The sequence below is a fragment of the Anabaena cylindrica UHCC 0172 genome (assembly GCF_034931625.1).
Taxonomy (GTDB): domain Bacteria; phylum Cyanobacteriota; class Cyanobacteriia; order Cyanobacteriales; family Nostocaceae; genus Anabaena; species Anabaena cylindrica_A.
Genome location: NZ_JAYGGY010000025.1, coordinates 1 through 16,567 on the forward strand (window position 1 = coordinate 1; position 16,567 = coordinate 16,567).

A 16,567-nucleotide genomic window follows, 5' to 3' on the forward strand; every position below is an offset into this window, starting at 1 on the left:
GGGATTGGGGACTGGGGATTGGGGATTGGGGATTGGGGAATTGGGGACTGGGGACTGGGGATTGAGGAATTGGGGATTGGGGCGTAACGTCCTGACTCCTGACTCCTGAACTCCTGAACTCCTGAACTCCTGAACTCCTTAATTCTGCTATATATATTTTTTTGTTAAGCAAAACATAAATTTAATTATGATTCCCTTAAATAAAGGCTCAAAATTGTTGATTAACTTAAATGCCACAGAATAGAATTGACAGTTTAGTTATAATTGAAAACAAAACTTTTGAGCCTCTACCAAGGGTTTTATCTTTTACATTAGAGTAGATCAGTAAATCGAGGATCGCTTTGTAGGGTTTTGAGAATCTGCTTGATATCTTGGGTGCGTTCCTTGTTAACTATTAGCGTAACATTGCGATCGCGCACGATTACCACATTCTCTAACCCAATAGTCACAACTACATCATCTGGATTGGAGGCATAAACAACTGCCCCTTGGGTATCTAGCCCAATATGGGTAGCTAACTCAACATTAGGATTATCTGCTTTTTGGTGTAAGCGAGCGATCGCATTCCAGTCCCCTAAATCATCCCAACCAAAATCCACCGGTAAAACATATGCTAGACTTGTTTTTTCCATCAGTGCATAATCTATACTTTTTTTAGGCAACTGGGGGTAAACATCAGAACCGTGTTGTTCTAAGGGTTCAAGAATTTCTGGAGCATGAGTACGCAGTTCTTCCAGAACCACCCCCGCCCGAAACACGAACATACCGCTATTCCAGCTAAACCTTCCCGTAGATAAAAAAGTTTCCGCCGTTTCCCGGTCGGGCTTTTCAGTAAAGCGGTTGACGTGATAAGCTGGCAAATTATTAAAGCAACCAATCTTCTCACCTTGCTCAATGTAGCCGTAACCAGTTGACGGGAAAGTAGGCTTGATCCCCAAAGTGACAATCGCTGCTGTGCTAGTCGCCAGTTGGGTCGCAGCATTTAAGGTGTGTGCAAACACTTCTTGATCAGCAATCCAATGGTCTGCCGGGAAAAAGCCGATGACAGCGTCTTCACCGTAACGCTTTTTAATTTCCAAACTTGTCCAAGCAACTGCGGCGGCGGTGTCTCTTCCTTCTAATTCGATCAGCAAATTTTGCTCAGGCAGATCGGGTAACTGTTGTCGTACTCCTTCAGCTATTGGACTAGAAGTGATCACCCACAAGTTATCCCAACCGTCTGCGAGTGTTATCAATCGATCAGCGGTTGCTTGTAGTAGACTTCTAGAACTGCCATCCAGACTTAAAAATTGCTTAGGTCTATCTTGGCGGCTGAGAGGCCAAAAACGCTCACCTTTACCACCAGCAAGAATTACAGGAATCATTACATTATTCATGTGGTCATATACACCTATTCCAGAACAATACAAGTGTACAGTTATTCAATTTTGGATTTTAGATTAACTGGCATGATTTTGGATTATTTCTACTGATAAATCAGCATCCTTAAAAATGTTTGATTTGTAACTTAGTTAAAACTGCGAGAGCTACAACGCCCAAAAAATCTCAAACGAAATAGTAATGACGAACTATAGCGATCGCGCAGTATTTCCGAGAAAAACATTACTAGTTCTTAACTCTGGCAAGATTTGTAGCTGGCATTAACATACCTTTAGGGAGTGGTTGAGTGGGGAGAGAATTGTGATAAAACAAGTTCAATGGTCAGATAATCAGGTCATACCTCAGCAAGTACCAGCCTCAGATCAAGAGGTAAGACCACAACAACTTCAACGGCATGAAGCCCAGGCAATACCTACCTCAGTCACCAGCGGTAAGGCAGAAAAAATCAAACGAAAACAGCCAGCCCAACCGCTTAACGTCATCGATTCCGTGGGTGCTATCCCCGATGAACTCTATGATCGCTTAGGGTTGACAATGCCGCGCTGGCTATTGTGGATATTAACCTTTGTCGTCGGCATTATCTTATCTGGCTTACTAGTATCAACTCTGGCGCTGTGGACTCCTCTATGGAGTAATTTAGATCAAGTCAAAGATGACGATTTGGGATCTACTACCAAAGATCAGGTAAAAGTACCTGGGGACTTATGGAGAAAACTCTCCCAGTACCAACTATCAAAACCCATGAATATCTTAGTTATGGGAATTGAACCAGTTAAAGGTACTGTTGACGGTTCACTAGACAGTTTTGCTGGTAGTAGCGATACCATGTTACTCATCAGACTAAATCCCAACGATAAATCTATTCGGGTACTTTCAATTCCTAGAGGGACAATGATCTCCATCCCAGAACAGGGATTAACCAAAGTATCTGAAGCTAATGCCAAAGGTGGTCCAGTACTAGCAGCACGGGTAGTTAGTCGTACCTTAAACAATGCCCCTATAGATCGCTATATTCGCATTTCTACTAGCGGCTTGCGGCAATTAGTTGAGCAATTGGGTGGAGTAGATGTATTTGTACCCCAGCCAATGAATTATCAAGATAACTCTAATGGATTGTCGATAAATTTGGTCAGCGGTTGGCAAACTCTCAACGGTGAACAAGCAGAACAGTTTGCTCGTTTCCGTGACTCAAATGTCGGAGATATCCCAAGAGTACAGCGACAGCAAGCACTAATCACAGCTTTGCTGCAACGCCTCAATAGTCCCACAGTTTTACCCAGGTTGCCCCAACTAACTCGCATAATGCGAAAGTACTTTGACACCAACCTAAAAATGGAAGAAATGATGGCATTGGCGAATTTTTCCGTGAATGTAGAACGGGATAATTTCCAAATGGCTATGTTGCCTGGTACGTTTAGCAAATTCAGCAAAGACCCCAGTAGTTATTGGTTGAATATGACTGGACAACAAAGCTTATTGAATGATTATGTTGGGGTAAATGTACCTGGTCTACAATCAGATTCTCGTCCAGTTTCTCGCCTTAAAATTGCTATTCAAAACGCCTCCAATCAACCTCAATTAACTGAAAAAGTTATTACCTATCTCAAAACAAAAGGTTTTACAAATATTTACACAGTTCCTGATTGGCCTGATACCCAACGCCAAACACAGATAATTGTCCAGAAAGGAAATCCACAACCAGGAATTGACCTACAAGAAGTTTTAGGCTTGGGTCAAATCGAGGTTTCTGCAAATGGAGATTTAGAATCTGACCTCACCATTCGGATTGGGAAAGATTGGAAATAGTAATTAGTCATTGGTCATTGGTCATTAGTGAAAAAAACAACTGACTTTTGACCATTGATTAATAAAGATTGACAATTAATTAAGTATATGAAAAAGATTTTGTTGAGATTTTTAACTCTAATATTGATTTTAACATTGGCATTTTTCTGGGTAATTATCAATCCTAAACCAGCTTTTGCTCAAGTCAACACTATTAACTATAACAACGCTTCCTTGGAAAATCGAGACTTTTCTCATGCCGATTTAGTAGGTGTAACTTTTGTGGCAGCAGAAATGCGAGGGGCTAATTTTCAAGGTGCGAATTTAAGCAATGCCATTTTAACTAAAGGTGTTTTATTAAAAGCAAATCTGGAAGATGCAAATTTAACAGGTGCTTTAGTTGATAGAGTGACCTTAGATAGTGCTAATCTAAAAAATGCCATTTTCACAGAAGCAACTTTGACTAGCACTCGTTTTTATGATGCGAATATCACAGGTGCTGATTTTACAGATGCTTTAATTGACCGTTATCAGGTATCCCTATTATGTGAACGAGCAGAAGGTGTTAATCCTGTAACTGGTATTTCTACAAGGGATAGTTTAGGTTGTAGGGAATAGAGTATGTTAGCGTTCGTATAACACATCAAAATCTGGGAATCAGTGCGTTACGCTGTCGCTAACGCACCCTACGACTGAGGTACTTAAATATGGATAGTAAATATCTTCCCTTACAAGCTATATTATGGATTACCAACTTGTGGTTATATTGGTATTTTATAAAGGGTAAGACGATCAAAGTTGATGAGCAAACACAAGCTAAATTGGACTTTACTATTCAACCCAAGTTACTTCGGTTTATTGGTTTGTTTATTGGACAAATAGCAATAATTTGCTTATATTCTACCTTGATAGCTACACCTATCACACAGCTTAATTGTAACCGTGTTCCACAAAATATAGATATTTCAATTATTGCTAAAAGCACTGAGCAGAAGACATCACTAGTGATATGTAAATTGGTAGAATTAGATTGGTTTAGTCATGAAAAAAGCCAGAAACATATTTCTGAATTAATTGGAGCTAGTTTGGAAAAACAAAGTGAGACTGATAACGATGGAAAAAAAATTTACTATAAATATCGAATTCAGTTAATCACCAATACAGAAAGTTTTCCTTTTAGACAAGCATACAGAGCTAGTAGATTTAGTCATGAAGAGTTAGAGTCAATAATATCACAAATTAATAATTTTTTGGCGCAGCCATTAGAAAAAAAATTACTAGTTCAGGAAGATGATAGATCAATTTTAGTTGCAATAACAATATTTTTTAGTTTATTGCCTCTAATAATAATAGGAGCAGGTTTATTTATTAGCTGCAATTTCAATAAAGAAGCAAATAGCCTAATTCTGAGCCGCTACCGATGGTTTGGAATATTTGGCAAGGGGTTTTCTCAGTACTCATTAAATGAAATTGTTAATATTGAAGTTGAAAGTTCTGATTCTGATGAAGGTGGATTTACTTATCGATTGATTTTAATTTTAGAGTCAGGAGAAATTGTACCTTTAAGTCATGTCTATAGTTCTGGGTTTGAAGAGAAACAACAAATAGTTAATATTGTTAAAACTTTTCTAAATCAAAAATAGTACCTGTTTTCCCTATAACCGCAATAGAATAGCCGCAGTAGTCAGCATTGCTCATCAGATGCTAAATTACTAACTTAATTTATCAAAATTTACCTGACAGATGTTAAGATTTCAGGTTAAATATTCTTAAATATACACTCTGCAAGAGTTTTCAGGTATTATTAGTGACACAATCAGAAGAAAAACCCTCTCGTTCTTTCGCTGGCATTGCTGGTATTGTTGCCGCAGCGACTTTAATTAGTAAAATTTTTGGTTTAGTAAGACAACAAGCCATAGCTGCTGCTTTTGGTGTTGGTGCTGCTGCTACTGCTTATAGTTACGCCTACATTATCCCCGGCTTTCTGTTAATTTTATTAGGTGGTGTAAATGGACCATTGCATAGTGCCATTGTTAGCGTTTTAGCCAAGCGCAAACGAGAAGAAGCTGCACCTCTAGTAGAAACGGTGACAACCATAGTTGGTGGGTTGTTGTTGGTGGTGACAGTTGCTCAGATTTTCTTAGCAGAACCAATCATTGATATAGTTGGTTATGGGTTAGAGCCTACCACGAGAGAAATTGCCATTCGGCAACTGCAAATAATGGCTCCCATGGCTTTATTTGCTGGTTTAATTGGCATTGGTTTTGGTACTCTCAACGCCGCAAATCAATATTGGTTACTTTCCATAAGTCCTTTATTATCTAGTATTACCGTAGTTGCAGGTATTGGTATTGTAACTTTGCAATATGGCAAAGATATCATCAAGCCAGAATTTGCTTTAATCGGTGGTATGGTATTAGCTTGGGGAACCTTAGCAGGTGCAATTCTCCAATGGATAGTACAATTAATTGTGCAGTGGCGGTTAGGTTTAGGAACATTAAAGTTGAGATTTGATTTTAAATCTCCCGCAGTTCAAGAAGTAATTAAAATCATGACTCCGGCAACAATTTCTTCGGGAATGATGCCGATTAATGTGGCAACTGATTTATATTTTGCCAGTCCAATTAAAGGTGCAGCCGCAGGTTTTAACTATGCCAATTTATTAGTACAAACTCCATTAGGAATTATTTCTAATATTATTTTACTGCCTTTATTACCCATATTTGCAAAATTAGCAGAACCAGAAAACTGGCCAGATTTAAAATTACGCATTCGTCAAGGACTTTTATTAACTGCTGTGACGATGCTACCTTTGGGTGCTTTAATGATAGCTTTATCTGAGCCAATTGTGCAGGTAATTTATCAACGCGGAGCATTTAAACAAGAAGCTACACAGTTAGTATCTTCTCTGCTAGTGGCTTATGGTATTGGGATGTTTGTTTATTTAGCGCGTGATGTTTTAGTCAGAGTATTTTATGCTTTAGGTGATGGACAAACACCTTTTAGAATTAGCACTTTTAATATTTTACTCAATGCTGGTTTAGATTTTGTTTTGGTTAAACCTTTTGGTGCGCCTGGTTTAGTATTAGCAACAGTAGGGGTAAATTGCAGTTCAATTTTGATGTTGTTGTGGTTGTTAAATCGTAAACTTAACGGTTTACCTTTGCGGGAATGGAGTTTACCAATTTTTGGTTTAACTGCGGGTAGTATGGTTGCTGGAGTTGCCAGTTATGGGACTTTGGTTGGTTGTCAGCAGGTTTTGGGGAATAAAGGTTTATTTATTTTGTTGGTTGAGTTATCTATTTCTGCTTTGGTGGGAATTGGGGTGTTCGCTGTTTTTGCAGCTTGGTTGAGAATACCGGAGGTTAATAGTTTTGTGCTGAAGATGCGACAGAAGTTTTTGAAGAGGTAGGTTTTATTTTTTATTCATGAGAAAGTTGTACATATCAGAAATTTGTCCTTTGTCATCATCAGGGAAGTTGCAAGGTGTGAAAACCCCGATGTCGTCAACTATCTTGTAGAACGAGCGAAATTATTTGGTTTAGTCAAAGCTACAAGGAAACGACATCGAGATGTACAACAAATTACTCAAAAAGTTTGGGAGGCAGTACCGTTAGTTGACACCAATGAGCAGTGCTAAACTCCTACCTATAGAATCAAATGATTAAGCCGTTTTGAGTATAACGAGTAGGAATCAAGAGTCAACCACTAGATACTCGGTACTCGGTACTCACCGCAGTAACTCCTCTACTTGATGCTGACTCCACAATTTTTGGTATAGCCCTGGCTGTTCTACAAGTTCCATGTGATTACCTACTTGGACAATTTTGCCCTTGTCCATGACCAAAATTCGGTCAGATGTGGCAGCGGCGGAAAGTTGATGGGTAATGAAAATTACTGTTTTTTGTTGAGTACCACTAGATAGATTTTTGAGAATTTGTGTAGCTGTTTGATTATCGACGCTGGAGAGGGCATCATCTAATATCAAGACTGGGGCATCAATCAACATGGCTCTAGCTAGGGCTGTACGTTGGCGCTGACCACCTGAAAGAGTGATTCCTCTCTCACCGACGATTGTTTCATATTGCTGGGGAAAATTGTTAATTTCTGCCTCGATTTGGGCAAGATTTGCTACTGCTTCCACATCTTTATATTCACTGAGGGGGTCGCCGTAACGGATATTATTTTGAATGGTGGTGCTGAACAAAAAACTATCTTGAGGTACGTAAGCGATCGCACCCCGTAAATCATTTAAAGTTATTTTAGTAATATCCAAACCATCCAAAAACAACTGCCCCGCTTCAATATCTAACAACCGAGGCAAAGCATTAGCCAAAGTTGTTTTCCCGGAGCCAATTGCACCGACAATGGCCACAAGTTCCCCAGGAGCAATAGTAAAGTTGAGATGATCTAAAGCTGGGATCTTAGCACCTGGATAAGTATAAGTGAGATTTTTGGCTGTCACTTCCCCTTTAACTGTATTGGCTGAAAGACTGATAGCATCTGGTGGATCTTGAATTTTTGGTGTCACACTCAGAATTGACTCCAGCCGGTCAATACTCACCTCACCCCGTTGGTAGGTTGTAAGTGTAAATCCTAGTAAAGCGGTGGGGAAAACCAGACGTTCTACATAAATTAATAGCGCCAAAAAATCACCCACAGCCAGAGTTCCAGCAGATATCCGCATGGTTCCCAACCAAATGATGATTAGGGAACTGATATTAGCCAACCCACCAATGAGAGGAAAGAGAGTATTTCTAGTTTTTGCCAATGTGAGGTTAGCAGACAATAGAGCCTGATTTTTTCTTTGGAAAGCGCGACGCTCGTTTTCTTCTTGAGCGTAGATTTTAATCAAAGAAATGCCGCTAATATCTTCTTGAATTAGCTCACTAATTTCTGAAAGTTGTTCCTGTACAGCCATTTGTTGTTTGCGTAAGCGATCGCTAAACAGATGCACCAAAAAGAACATAAACGGATAGACTGCCAGAGAAGCTAACGTCAGATCCACGCTAATTGATAGCATCACTGGCAGCGTTAGAGTATACGCAAAGAAAGTATTTGCTAAACTCAATACCGCAAAACCCAACAACCGCCGGATATTGTCCACATCACTCGTAGCTCGACTGATTAAATCACCAGGAGTATTAATGGCAAAATAAGCTGGTTCGAGTTTGAGTAAATGTTCAAAAATTCGCTGTTTTAGTTCAAATTCTACCTGACGACCCACACCAAAAATCCAGATGCGGGAAGCCATACGCATCAGCCACATTGCTGAACTGAGCAGGATAATTATAACTACATAACGTAGTATTTGATCCAAGCTAAAGGTTGTCGAAAGTTGGTCAACCCCAGAGCGAATCAACAAAGGGATATAAACACCCAGCCCATTAACAGTCAATAAAGCAATAATGCCTAATGTAACATCCTGCCAATGGGGACGTAGGTAAGTAGCGAGTTTAGCAAGCCGTCGAGATTTTGACATTCAAGCAATTTTGCAACTTTATAAAGAATATGCCAAAAACCCTTGAGGGAAAGCAACGTAGTTCCGTATTTCGGACTTTACTCGTTGAACGAAGAATCTCCGTAGCTTTAGCCCGGAGAATTTTCCCCCTCCTGCTTAAGAACGACCACGCAAGAAAATGTATACCTGATTCAGATAACTGTCCCAAACTTGAGTTGTGAGTTGCAAGGTTTCCGCATTAGGGACAAAATCTTCTACGAGCAATCCCCGTCTTTCGATAGCTTGAGGATTTTGTAGTAGATAGGAAGGGATTTTCATATTTCCCACAGGTATAATGCCATTTCCCATCACATCTGAGATGTTGCCACCATTAGCTGCTGGCCCCAAAGCTACTAATGTGGTAGGAGGAGTCATGGCCGCAATTGGAGACCTCAAGAGAAAGTAAGCAATAGCTGGTGTGCTAGATAACAGCAAAATTGTCAGCGCCCAACCCACCAAAAATCCTCCTGGGTTGCCTATGCCACCATCTTTGATTTTTTGGGCAGCGAAAATTAGCATTAACACCGAAGCTCCCAGAGGCTTGAGTGGAAAAGATATAAACCGCCACAGGGAAGCTACTGGCCCTGATTCATTGGGATTTAAAAATGCCACAATGAGAATTACCACTACAACCAATAAAACAAATCGTCCAAAATAGTCTACTGTTGGATAGAATTTTTGAAACAAAGAAAAGACAACAGCGGCAATGAGCATCCATAGCAAGACCCGACTTAGTAATTGAAACATAGATTAACTCTCTAATTTTCTGGTGCGGCAGGTCTAGAGAACGGGGGAAGTAGGTTGATTTTATCGTCAAACTGTAATTGCTCAGTGACTTAAAAATAACTTAACCCTCACACACACAAACTGCCGTCGTAGTGATTTTAGTGCAATTTTTTGACACTGAGTGTATTATTTAGAATTTTTTGGAAGAGTCAGGTAGCACCCGTAAACTAAATTAATTGAGTATTCATTGTCAACTCGTGGAAAGTAAAAATTATGTCGCTGGGAAAACCCACCATTTTGGTGACGGGGGGAGCAGGTTATATTGGTTCTCATGCAGTGCTGGCTCTGGTGCAAGCTGGCTATCAGGTAGTCATCCTTGATAATCTGGTCTATGGACATCGGGATTTAGTCGAACAGGTTTTACAGGTAAAACTGATCGAAGGTGATATAGAAGATCGCCCTCTGTTAGATAATCTCTTTAAAAATCATGATATTAAAGCAGTGATGCACTTTTCTGCCTATGCCTATGTGGGAGAATCGGTAAGTGACCCTGCTAAATACTACCGCAATAACGTTGTTTCAACTTTGACACTTTTGGAAGCGATGCTTTCTGCATCTATTAAGAATTTTGTATTTTCTTCCACTTGTGCCACCTACGGAGTACCGGAATTTATCCCCCTCACTGAAGACCATCCTCAAAATCCTATCAATCCCTATGGCGCTACTAAGCTGATGGTAGAAAGGATTCTCTCAGATTTTGATGTGGCTTATGGTTTACAATCAGTGTGTTTCCGCTATTTTAATGCGGCTGGTGCTGATCCTAGTGGCTTATTGGGTGAGGATCACAATCCAGAAACTCATCTAATTCCTTTGGTGTTGCAGACTGCTTTAGGTAAGCGGGAATCAATTTCAATTTTCGGCACTGATTACGATACAGCAGACGGTACTTGTATTCGTGATTATATCCATGTTACTGATTTAGCTGATGCTCATATTTTAGGTTTGGAATATCTACTCCAAGGTGGAAATAGTGAAGTTTTCAATTTGGGTAATGGTAACGGCTTCTCGGTTAGAGAGGTGATTGCTGCTGCTGAGGATGTGACAGGAACGGTTATACCTGTGCAAAAATGCGATCGCCGTCCCGGTGATCCTCCTGTTCTCATTGGTACAAGTGAGAAAGCTAAAAAAATCTTAGGCTGGAAACCTCAGTATCCTGATATTAAAGATATTGTCGCTCATGCCTGGAACTGGCATCAAAAAAGGCACAAGTGAGTATTGAGTACCGAGTACTGAGTGCTGAGGATTGAGGATTGAGGATTGAGTACCGAGTGATTAGGAATTACTCTCTTCTTAGTGCTTTAACTAAGAAAATTACAATACCTAAAGATAGTAGTGTAATTGCCAGGATAATTATAGGCTGTATGAATCCTATCGCCGTACTTTGCTGTTGATTAGTCTCAGTTGCATTTTGTACAGATTGTGGTGCTGCTACAGCCTTACCTGCGGCCACAGTAACTTGAAACTTTAACTCGAAAGGTCGAAAATTCGCTTCTGTGACTGGTTTACCTTTCAGTTGCAATTCATAAACCCCCGGTTTGGGAAAAGTAATTTCTGCGCCGGGTATGCCTTGATACCGTTCAGCTTGCACAGGGATCAAATCAGGTTCAAGCAGTGCAGGTTCTCCTGGTGTATGGGGTTCGGCATAAATAGCCAACTGACAATTACACTCTTTTAGCGGTAGCACTTTACCACCTTTGCGGGTAAGAGCAAACCATGTTTGAGCCGGTTCACCAGCACGGGGGCTATCATTGGGTTCAACATGGATCGTACCACCAACATCACCCGCTATTTTTACCGTATGGGCAGAAGCAATAGGTAGAGATGTGAATGCTAAAAATAACAACAATAAGAATTCGTAATTGGAGGCAGAAGGTAGAAGGAAAGAGCAGAGGAATTTTCCCCCTTGCGCCCTGCGCCCTGCGCCCCTGCTTTTTTCAACGCGATTTATTTGGGGGGACATATAACTTTTCTATACTGGACTTTGACCAAAAATAATGCGATCGCACTAACAATACACTAAGGGTAATAATTACCAGTAAAAAAGCTGCTAATTTATGCTCCCAAGTCAATCTTAAAGCACCAAGGTAATGAGAACCAATCAATACTGCATGAATGGTACTTAATAGCAAAGCTGGAACGCTCAAAAGATGAATTTGTCGCCAATGCTTACCTAAAGACTTTTGCAGAAAATCAAAACTTGTGCAAGCCGCAGGAATCATTAACACCAACGCCACCGCACCTGCACCCATTCCCCATTGAAATTCTCGCGGCAAAAACCAGAAAGCGGCAAAATTCCATTCTAGGGAGTGTTCTATCATGTGGATAGTATGTACTCCCGACAACACAAAAGCCCCCACTCCTAAAGCACGACGATAGCGCATAGGTGATGCCCAAACGTTGCTAATAGGACGAGCAATTAGCGCCAGAATTAAGCATATCAAAGCAGCGTGTCCGCTGTAATCTACCATTGTGTCACCAGTCCGCAATAGGGTAATTGCGCCAATGATGAGTGTCACCCAACCACCCAAACGAAACAACTGACTACGGCGATCTTTACTGATTAAAGAAGTAGAAACACCTACTCCCAACATCGTCGGTAGAGTTCCTAACCCAAAAGCTAACATGGTAATTGCACCATGCCATAAATTACCAGTGGCAGCGGCTTTAATTTGAGCAGCGTATAAAAAACCACAAGGCATTAAACCCCACGTCATCCCTAATAATGCTGGTGTCCACCATTTTGTATCTAAAGACAGCTTTACCATCCCTGCACTCAAGCGATTATGTAAACTACCTTTTAATAGTGGATGTAATAAGGGAATACTCGGTAACAAATCCGGTTTGACTTGTCCTAAACCAAACCAAATCAGCATTATCCCTGTGACAATTGCTATCCAGCGGCGGAAATCGCTACCAATACCTGCTAATTGTCCACCTTCAACTAATACCGAACCTAATGCGCCAATACCAGCACCAACTAGAGCATAACTCAACATTCGTCCTAAGTTGAGCAAAGTGTGAAATTTTAATTGCTGTTGCCAACTCTGAGTTTCTTCTTGATGGGAAAGAGAAAATGCAACTGCTAAGGGGCCACACATCCCAAAGCAATGTCCAAAACTCCCTAGGAATCCCAGGATTGTGATCAACAGCAAATCTAACATAAATAAAGTCCTGAGTTCTAAGTTCTGAAGTTTATGCTCAGAGCTTTACTAGAGGAAAACTCTAGATTAAATTTGTAATTTTGTCAAAAGACAACCTGTCAAACCAGGGGGGTTCAAGTTAGAAATTGTATTAAAGCATCCTCTGACCAACTCAAAACCGCCATAATTGATATAGAATAAGTTGTTACGCAATATATCATTTACAGATTTAACTTCTATAGTAATTATGGAACAATTAAAAATTCAATATATAGCGTTTCCTAGTCTAGTGAAATACAAAATCATCTGCGTACCCTGCGGGAAGCAAGCTATATCTGCGTCCATCTGCGTTTAATTATTACAGTTTGTACCTCACTTGAATGGTAATTGCTATATACTGACTCAAGATGATCATTCTCTACAATGTGGCATGGGATTTATTAAAGTTTTGTAATAAGTGGAAATACAATTTTTGAAAAAATTTGTTTAGAGTGATTCTTAAAAGCAAGCCCTAGTTAATATTTTATAGATGGGTTTAAGGAAAGTGTAATCTAAAAACCAAATAATTAAATTAAGTTTAATAAGTCTAAACTTACCCTGTTTTCACCATAATTAGCGACTAAGACCAATAATTTCAACCAGCGAGAACCCAGCAAAATCTCCTGTATTTCATCTCCAGCAAATACAGGAACTTCCCACTCTTGACCATCTATGATTACCCTACCGCTATAAATATCAAATTCAGTTTCCCCTTGAGCAGTTCTTAATTTATCTTGACCTAAAAAAGTCCAATCAAGACTTTCTACATCCTGTTTGTTCATAGCCAAAAATTCAGTAAATCCTGTATCTAACATTGTCTCTACAGGAAAACTGAAATTATCTTCACCAATTAAATCAATTTCAAAATAAATTTGACCATTTTCTCCAAATCTTCCCTCCATCATATTCTGCCACTAACTCCTCTTTCATTAATGCCAAAAATATGATGAATCACATTAGGATACTTTTCTCTCGCCATTTTACTTGCAACTTCTTTATCCTGATCAATGAAATAATCACCGCTATCAGGTTCAATGGCAATGTACCAACCATAGTACTTATCTAGTATTTCCGGTTTTAAACGCTCAAAAATTACCCAGCAACGCTCATAAAATGCCTGTCTTCTAGCTCTATCTTGAGTTTTTTGAGCTTGTGTCCATTGAATTTCAGGAAATACCCTGCCGCGTCTGACAATTCTTTCTGATGGAGTTTGTGTCATATTAATACCTCAAGCAAATTTATTTTCAATATCTTATTATAAAATATCTGAATGATTTTACAGTGACCACTTTTCATATTTTTATATGACTTACACAAAAAAATCACTCAAATTCTTATTTCTCCGTGTCCTCTGTGGTATTCCTGACGGCACGCTCTGCTAACGCAGAGCTTTCGCTTTAGCGATACGTTTTTCCCTGACTTGTGCGTAAGTCCTATTTTATTATCAAAAATGATATTGCTGGCAAACTAAAAATATCATCTTGAATGTATTTCCATAATTTTTATCCCTGAATCCCTTGACACAAAATGCCCAAAATCTTGTTTAATTCCTTAATGTAATAATTATTCAAATCAATAAATATATCAATTCCTTCCAATTTTAAAAACTTCCAAATATCTCCGGTAGTGACAGCCCCATAAATAGTTTTAATTTCATTACCTTCCTGCTCATTAAACAACTGTGCTGCTAACATCGCTGCCATACATTGCCCCAAACCACCTTTGATGTTTTCATTCTTCGCTTCCACAATAATCATTACAGGTACATTAATTGTTAACTGTTCCTTAGAACGACTGATTACAAAATCACAATAACCATTTAAACCTTTTTCAATATCAACATTAAAATCACTTCCTGAAAATAAACTAATCTGAGAATTAGCTCTACGCCTTACCTCTAAAAGAATAGGAGCAATAATCATTTCAGAGCGTGCTTTTTCAGTATTAATTGCTAATGCTAATTCAGTAGTTTCTTCTAAATTATTTTTAAGTTGTTCACTTATTTGGATAGGTTCAATATTAGCGAATAAATCCATTTTTTCGTCAATGTGAATATTGAAACTCTTTTTGAATTTACTCAATGTAAAATCACTATAAGCCATTTGCATTACCTTATTATTTTCTAATGTAGCTTTTTCATTAATTTTAAATTGATTCAGAAAATATTTAGATGCAGTGTAATGTTATTTAAAATATGTAAGGATACAGAATATTTGATATAGCTGGGAACAGAGAACAGAAGAGCCAAATATTCTTCTTTCTCCTGACTCCTGAATTCTTACTAGAATAGTATGCACGAATAATTACTATTTTATCCCTAATTGTTGACACATACCCTTTTTATATAGAGTAAGATTTGAAAATCTAGCGATCGCACTATTATGAGAGCTTAAGTGATTTCCAGTATAAAAATTACCTTAGATTTGGAAGATAGGAAAAATCATCATGAAAAAATGGCTTTGGCTGCTTTTGGTGATATTGGGTGCAATAGTTGTGATGGGTATTAGCGGTTTTTTTCAGCAACCTGAGATTTTACCTATTGTTGAAAATACACCCATAGAAAAGCCCCAACTACAGCCAGAACAACAAATTAATACTAATATTCCCTTGGTGTCTGCTGATCAACTTTGGACACATATTCAGAAGTTGAATTTTCAGCGTTTTACTCCAAAAGAGCGATCGCACTCCCGCACCTATATTACAACCGAATTACGAAAATTTGGCTGGCAACCCCAAATAGAAAAATTTCCCACTGGTGTCAATATTTTTGCCCAAAAACAGGGAACTGACAAAGTTGCTGGAGCTATTCTCATCGCTGCCCATTATGATACCGTTGATTTATCTCCTGGTGCAGACGATAATTCCACTGGTGTAGCTGTAGTATTAGAAATTGCTAGGCTTTTTGCTGATTATGCCACACCGAGAACATTGCAGTTAGCTTTTTTTGACCAAGAAGAAGCAGGACTTTTAGGTAGCCAAGCTTTTGTGAGAAAAGCAGCACGATTAAAAAATATCCAGGGTGTAATTGTCATGGATATGGTAGGTTATGCTTGTTACACTACTGGGTGTCAGCAATACCCGACTGGATTACCTGTAACTCCACTTAGTGATAAAGGTGATTTTTTAGTAGTAGTCGGTGATATTGAACATTTACCTTTATTAAATGCTTTTGATAGCAAAAATAAAAATCTACCCGCAGTGCTGACATTACCCATACCCTTTAAAGGCTTGTTAACACCGGATACTTTACGCAGTGATCATGCACCATTTTGGTATCAAGGTGTAGGTGCTGTTTTAGTGACAGATACTGCTAATTTGCGTAGTCCTAATTACCACCAACCTAGTGATTTACCAAAAAATATCGATCGCTCTTTTTTCACAGGTTCAGCGCAAATTATAGTCAATGCTACTAATACTTTGTTAGAAAAATCCGGTGTTTTAACAACTCAACCAGCAACTTAATTAACCTTGGTTTTAAGAAATGTCAAAGTCCAATTTTGGGGATTATTAAGCTGGGAATACATACCTTGAAAAATCATTTTGACAGCAGTGCGAGTTCTAATATAATGCTTAATTAAATGGGTTCCTGGTTCTGCAAAAACATCATCATAATTTTGGCTATTTCCAAAAGGTTTAGAACAATATTGACGATTACCTGGAACAGTTAGCAAAAATTTTCTTTCTTTGTATTCATCAGGAACCTTAAATATTGCATATATATGATGTTTACCTAGCCAAGGTTTAACAACAACCTGAGTCGCTTGAACTTGAAAATTTGTTTTTTTCAACTTCAGCACATCGACAAGGCTGCAAACAGAATCATTTACAGGCCACCAAATAACAATAATTAAGCAAGAAAGCAGAAAAATAGAACCATATAGAAAGGGACTACGCATAAATCTAAATTAGTTTGGGGAATAGAAGTTATGTTGAGATA

General features: G+C 38.9%; 16 protein-coding genes. 7 read left to right on the top strand and 9 right to left on the bottom strand.

Going from position 1 to position 16,567, the window contains the following annotated elements; genetic code table 11:
- Positions 1-311 precede the first annotated feature (311 nt).
- Positions 312-1,376 carry a mannose-1-phosphate guanylyltransferase gene (locus VB713_RS09040; RefSeq protein WP_323311227.1) on the bottom strand — a complete coding sequence of 355 codons (1,065 nt, stop codon included), beginning with the start codon at positions 1,374-1,376 and terminating at the stop codon, positions 312-314.
- Between the two features lie 304 nt (positions 1,377-1,680).
- Here VB713_RS09040 and VB713_RS09045 point away from each other — a divergent pair, with 304 nt between their 5' ends.
- The 5 genes from VB713_RS09045 to VB713_RS09065 all read left to right on the top strand — a co-directional run bounded on the left by VB713_RS09045 (position 1,681) and on the right by VB713_RS09065 (position 6,805).
- Positions 1,681-3,186 carry an LCP family protein gene (locus VB713_RS09045; protein ID WP_323311228.1) on the top strand — a complete coding sequence of 502 codons (1,506 nt, stop codon included), beginning with the start codon at positions 1,681-1,683 and terminating at the stop codon, positions 3,184-3,186.
- 87 nt (positions 3,187-3,273) lie between these two features.
- Positions 3,274-3,783, top strand: a complete 510-nt coding sequence (locus tag VB713_RS09050; RefSeq protein ID WP_323311229.1) for a pentapeptide repeat-containing protein — start codon at positions 3,274-3,276, stop codon at positions 3,781-3,783.
- An 89-nt stretch (positions 3,784-3,872) separates the two neighbouring features.
- Positions 3,873-4,808: a hypothetical protein gene (locus VB713_RS09055; RefSeq protein WP_323311230.1), complete on the top strand. Its 936-nt coding sequence runs from the start codon at positions 3,873-3,875 to the stop codon at positions 4,806-4,808.
- 164 nt (positions 4,809-4,972) lie between these two features.
- Positions 4,973-6,577 (top strand): murein biosynthesis integral membrane protein MurJ, encoded by a 1,605-nt coding sequence (murJ, locus tag VB713_RS09060; RefSeq protein WP_323311231.1) that lies wholly within the window; start codon positions 4,973-4,975, stop codon positions 6,575-6,577.
- A 42-nt stretch (positions 6,578-6,619) separates the two neighbouring features.
- Positions 6,620-6,805 carry a hypothetical protein gene (locus tag VB713_RS09065; RefSeq protein WP_323311273.1) on the top strand — a complete coding sequence of 62 codons (186 nt, stop codon included), beginning with the start codon at positions 6,620-6,622 and terminating at the stop codon, positions 6,803-6,805.
- Positions 6,806-6,895: 90 nt separating this feature from the next.
- Here the strand turns inward: VB713_RS09065 and VB713_RS09070 are convergent, their stop codons facing one another.
- A complete protein-coding gene (locus VB713_RS09070; protein WP_323311232.1) occupies positions 6,896-8,647 on the bottom strand; it encodes an ABC transporter ATP-binding protein in 1,752 nt (583 codons plus the stop codon).
- A 135-nt stretch (positions 8,648-8,782) separates the two neighbouring features.
- Positions 8,783-9,412, bottom strand: a complete 630-nt coding sequence (locus VB713_RS09075) for a hypothetical protein (RefSeq protein WP_323311233.1) — start codon at positions 9,410-9,412, stop codon at positions 8,783-8,785.
- 252 nt (positions 9,413-9,664) lie between these two features.
- Between VB713_RS09075 and galE the strand changes: the two genes are divergently transcribed.
- On the top strand, positions 9,665-10,663 hold the full coding sequence (galE, locus tag VB713_RS09080) for a UDP-glucose 4-epimerase GalE (RefSeq protein WP_323311234.1): 999 nt from the start codon (positions 9,665-9,667) through the stop codon (positions 10,661-10,663).
- Positions 10,664-10,730: 67 nt separating this feature from the next.
- On the opposite strand, the gene VB713_RS09085 is transcribed toward galE, so the two are convergent.
- From VB713_RS09085 to VB713_RS09105, 5 genes are all read right to left on the bottom strand, one after another.
- Complete coding sequence (locus tag VB713_RS09085; protein WP_323311235.1) at positions 10,731-11,297, bottom strand: hypothetical protein; 567 nt, start codon at positions 11,295-11,297, stop codon at positions 10,731-10,733.
- 88 nt (positions 11,298-11,385) lie between these two features.
- Positions 11,386-12,612, bottom strand: a complete 1,227-nt coding sequence (locus VB713_RS09090; RefSeq protein WP_323311236.1) for a sulfite exporter TauE/SafE family protein — start codon at positions 12,610-12,612, stop codon at positions 11,386-11,388.
- A gap of 545 nt (positions 12,613-13,157) precedes the next feature.
- Positions 13,158-13,535, bottom strand: coding sequence for an aspartyl protease (locus tag VB713_RS09095; RefSeq protein WP_323311237.1), 378 nt, complete (start codon positions 13,533-13,535; stop codon positions 13,158-13,160).
- Positions 13,532-13,849 (bottom strand): hypothetical protein, encoded by a 318-nt coding sequence (locus tag VB713_RS09100; RefSeq protein WP_323311238.1) that lies wholly within the window; start codon positions 13,847-13,849, stop codon positions 13,532-13,534. The genes VB713_RS09095 and VB713_RS09100 overlap by 4 nt, the downstream gene beginning before the upstream one ends.
- Positions 13,850-14,132: 283 nt before the next feature.
- Positions 14,133-14,732 carry a hypothetical protein gene (locus tag VB713_RS09105; RefSeq protein ID WP_323311239.1) on the bottom strand — a complete coding sequence of 200 codons (600 nt, stop codon included), beginning with the start codon at positions 14,730-14,732 and terminating at the stop codon, positions 14,133-14,135.
- 343 nt (positions 14,733-15,075) lie between these two features.
- On the opposite strand from VB713_RS09105, the gene VB713_RS09110 reads away from it, so the two are divergent.
- A complete protein-coding gene (locus VB713_RS09110; RefSeq protein ID WP_323311240.1) occupies positions 15,076-16,092 on the top strand; it encodes a M28 family peptidase in 1,017 nt (338 codons plus the stop codon).
- Here the strand turns inward: VB713_RS09110 and VB713_RS09115 are convergent.
- Entirely contained in the window at positions 16,089-16,526 is a 438-nt protein-coding gene (locus VB713_RS09115; RefSeq protein ID WP_323311241.1) for a hypothetical protein, read from the bottom strand. The two genes, VB713_RS09110 and VB713_RS09115, sit on opposite strands and share 4 nt — an antisense overlap.
- Positions 16,527-16,567 lie beyond the last annotated feature (41 nt).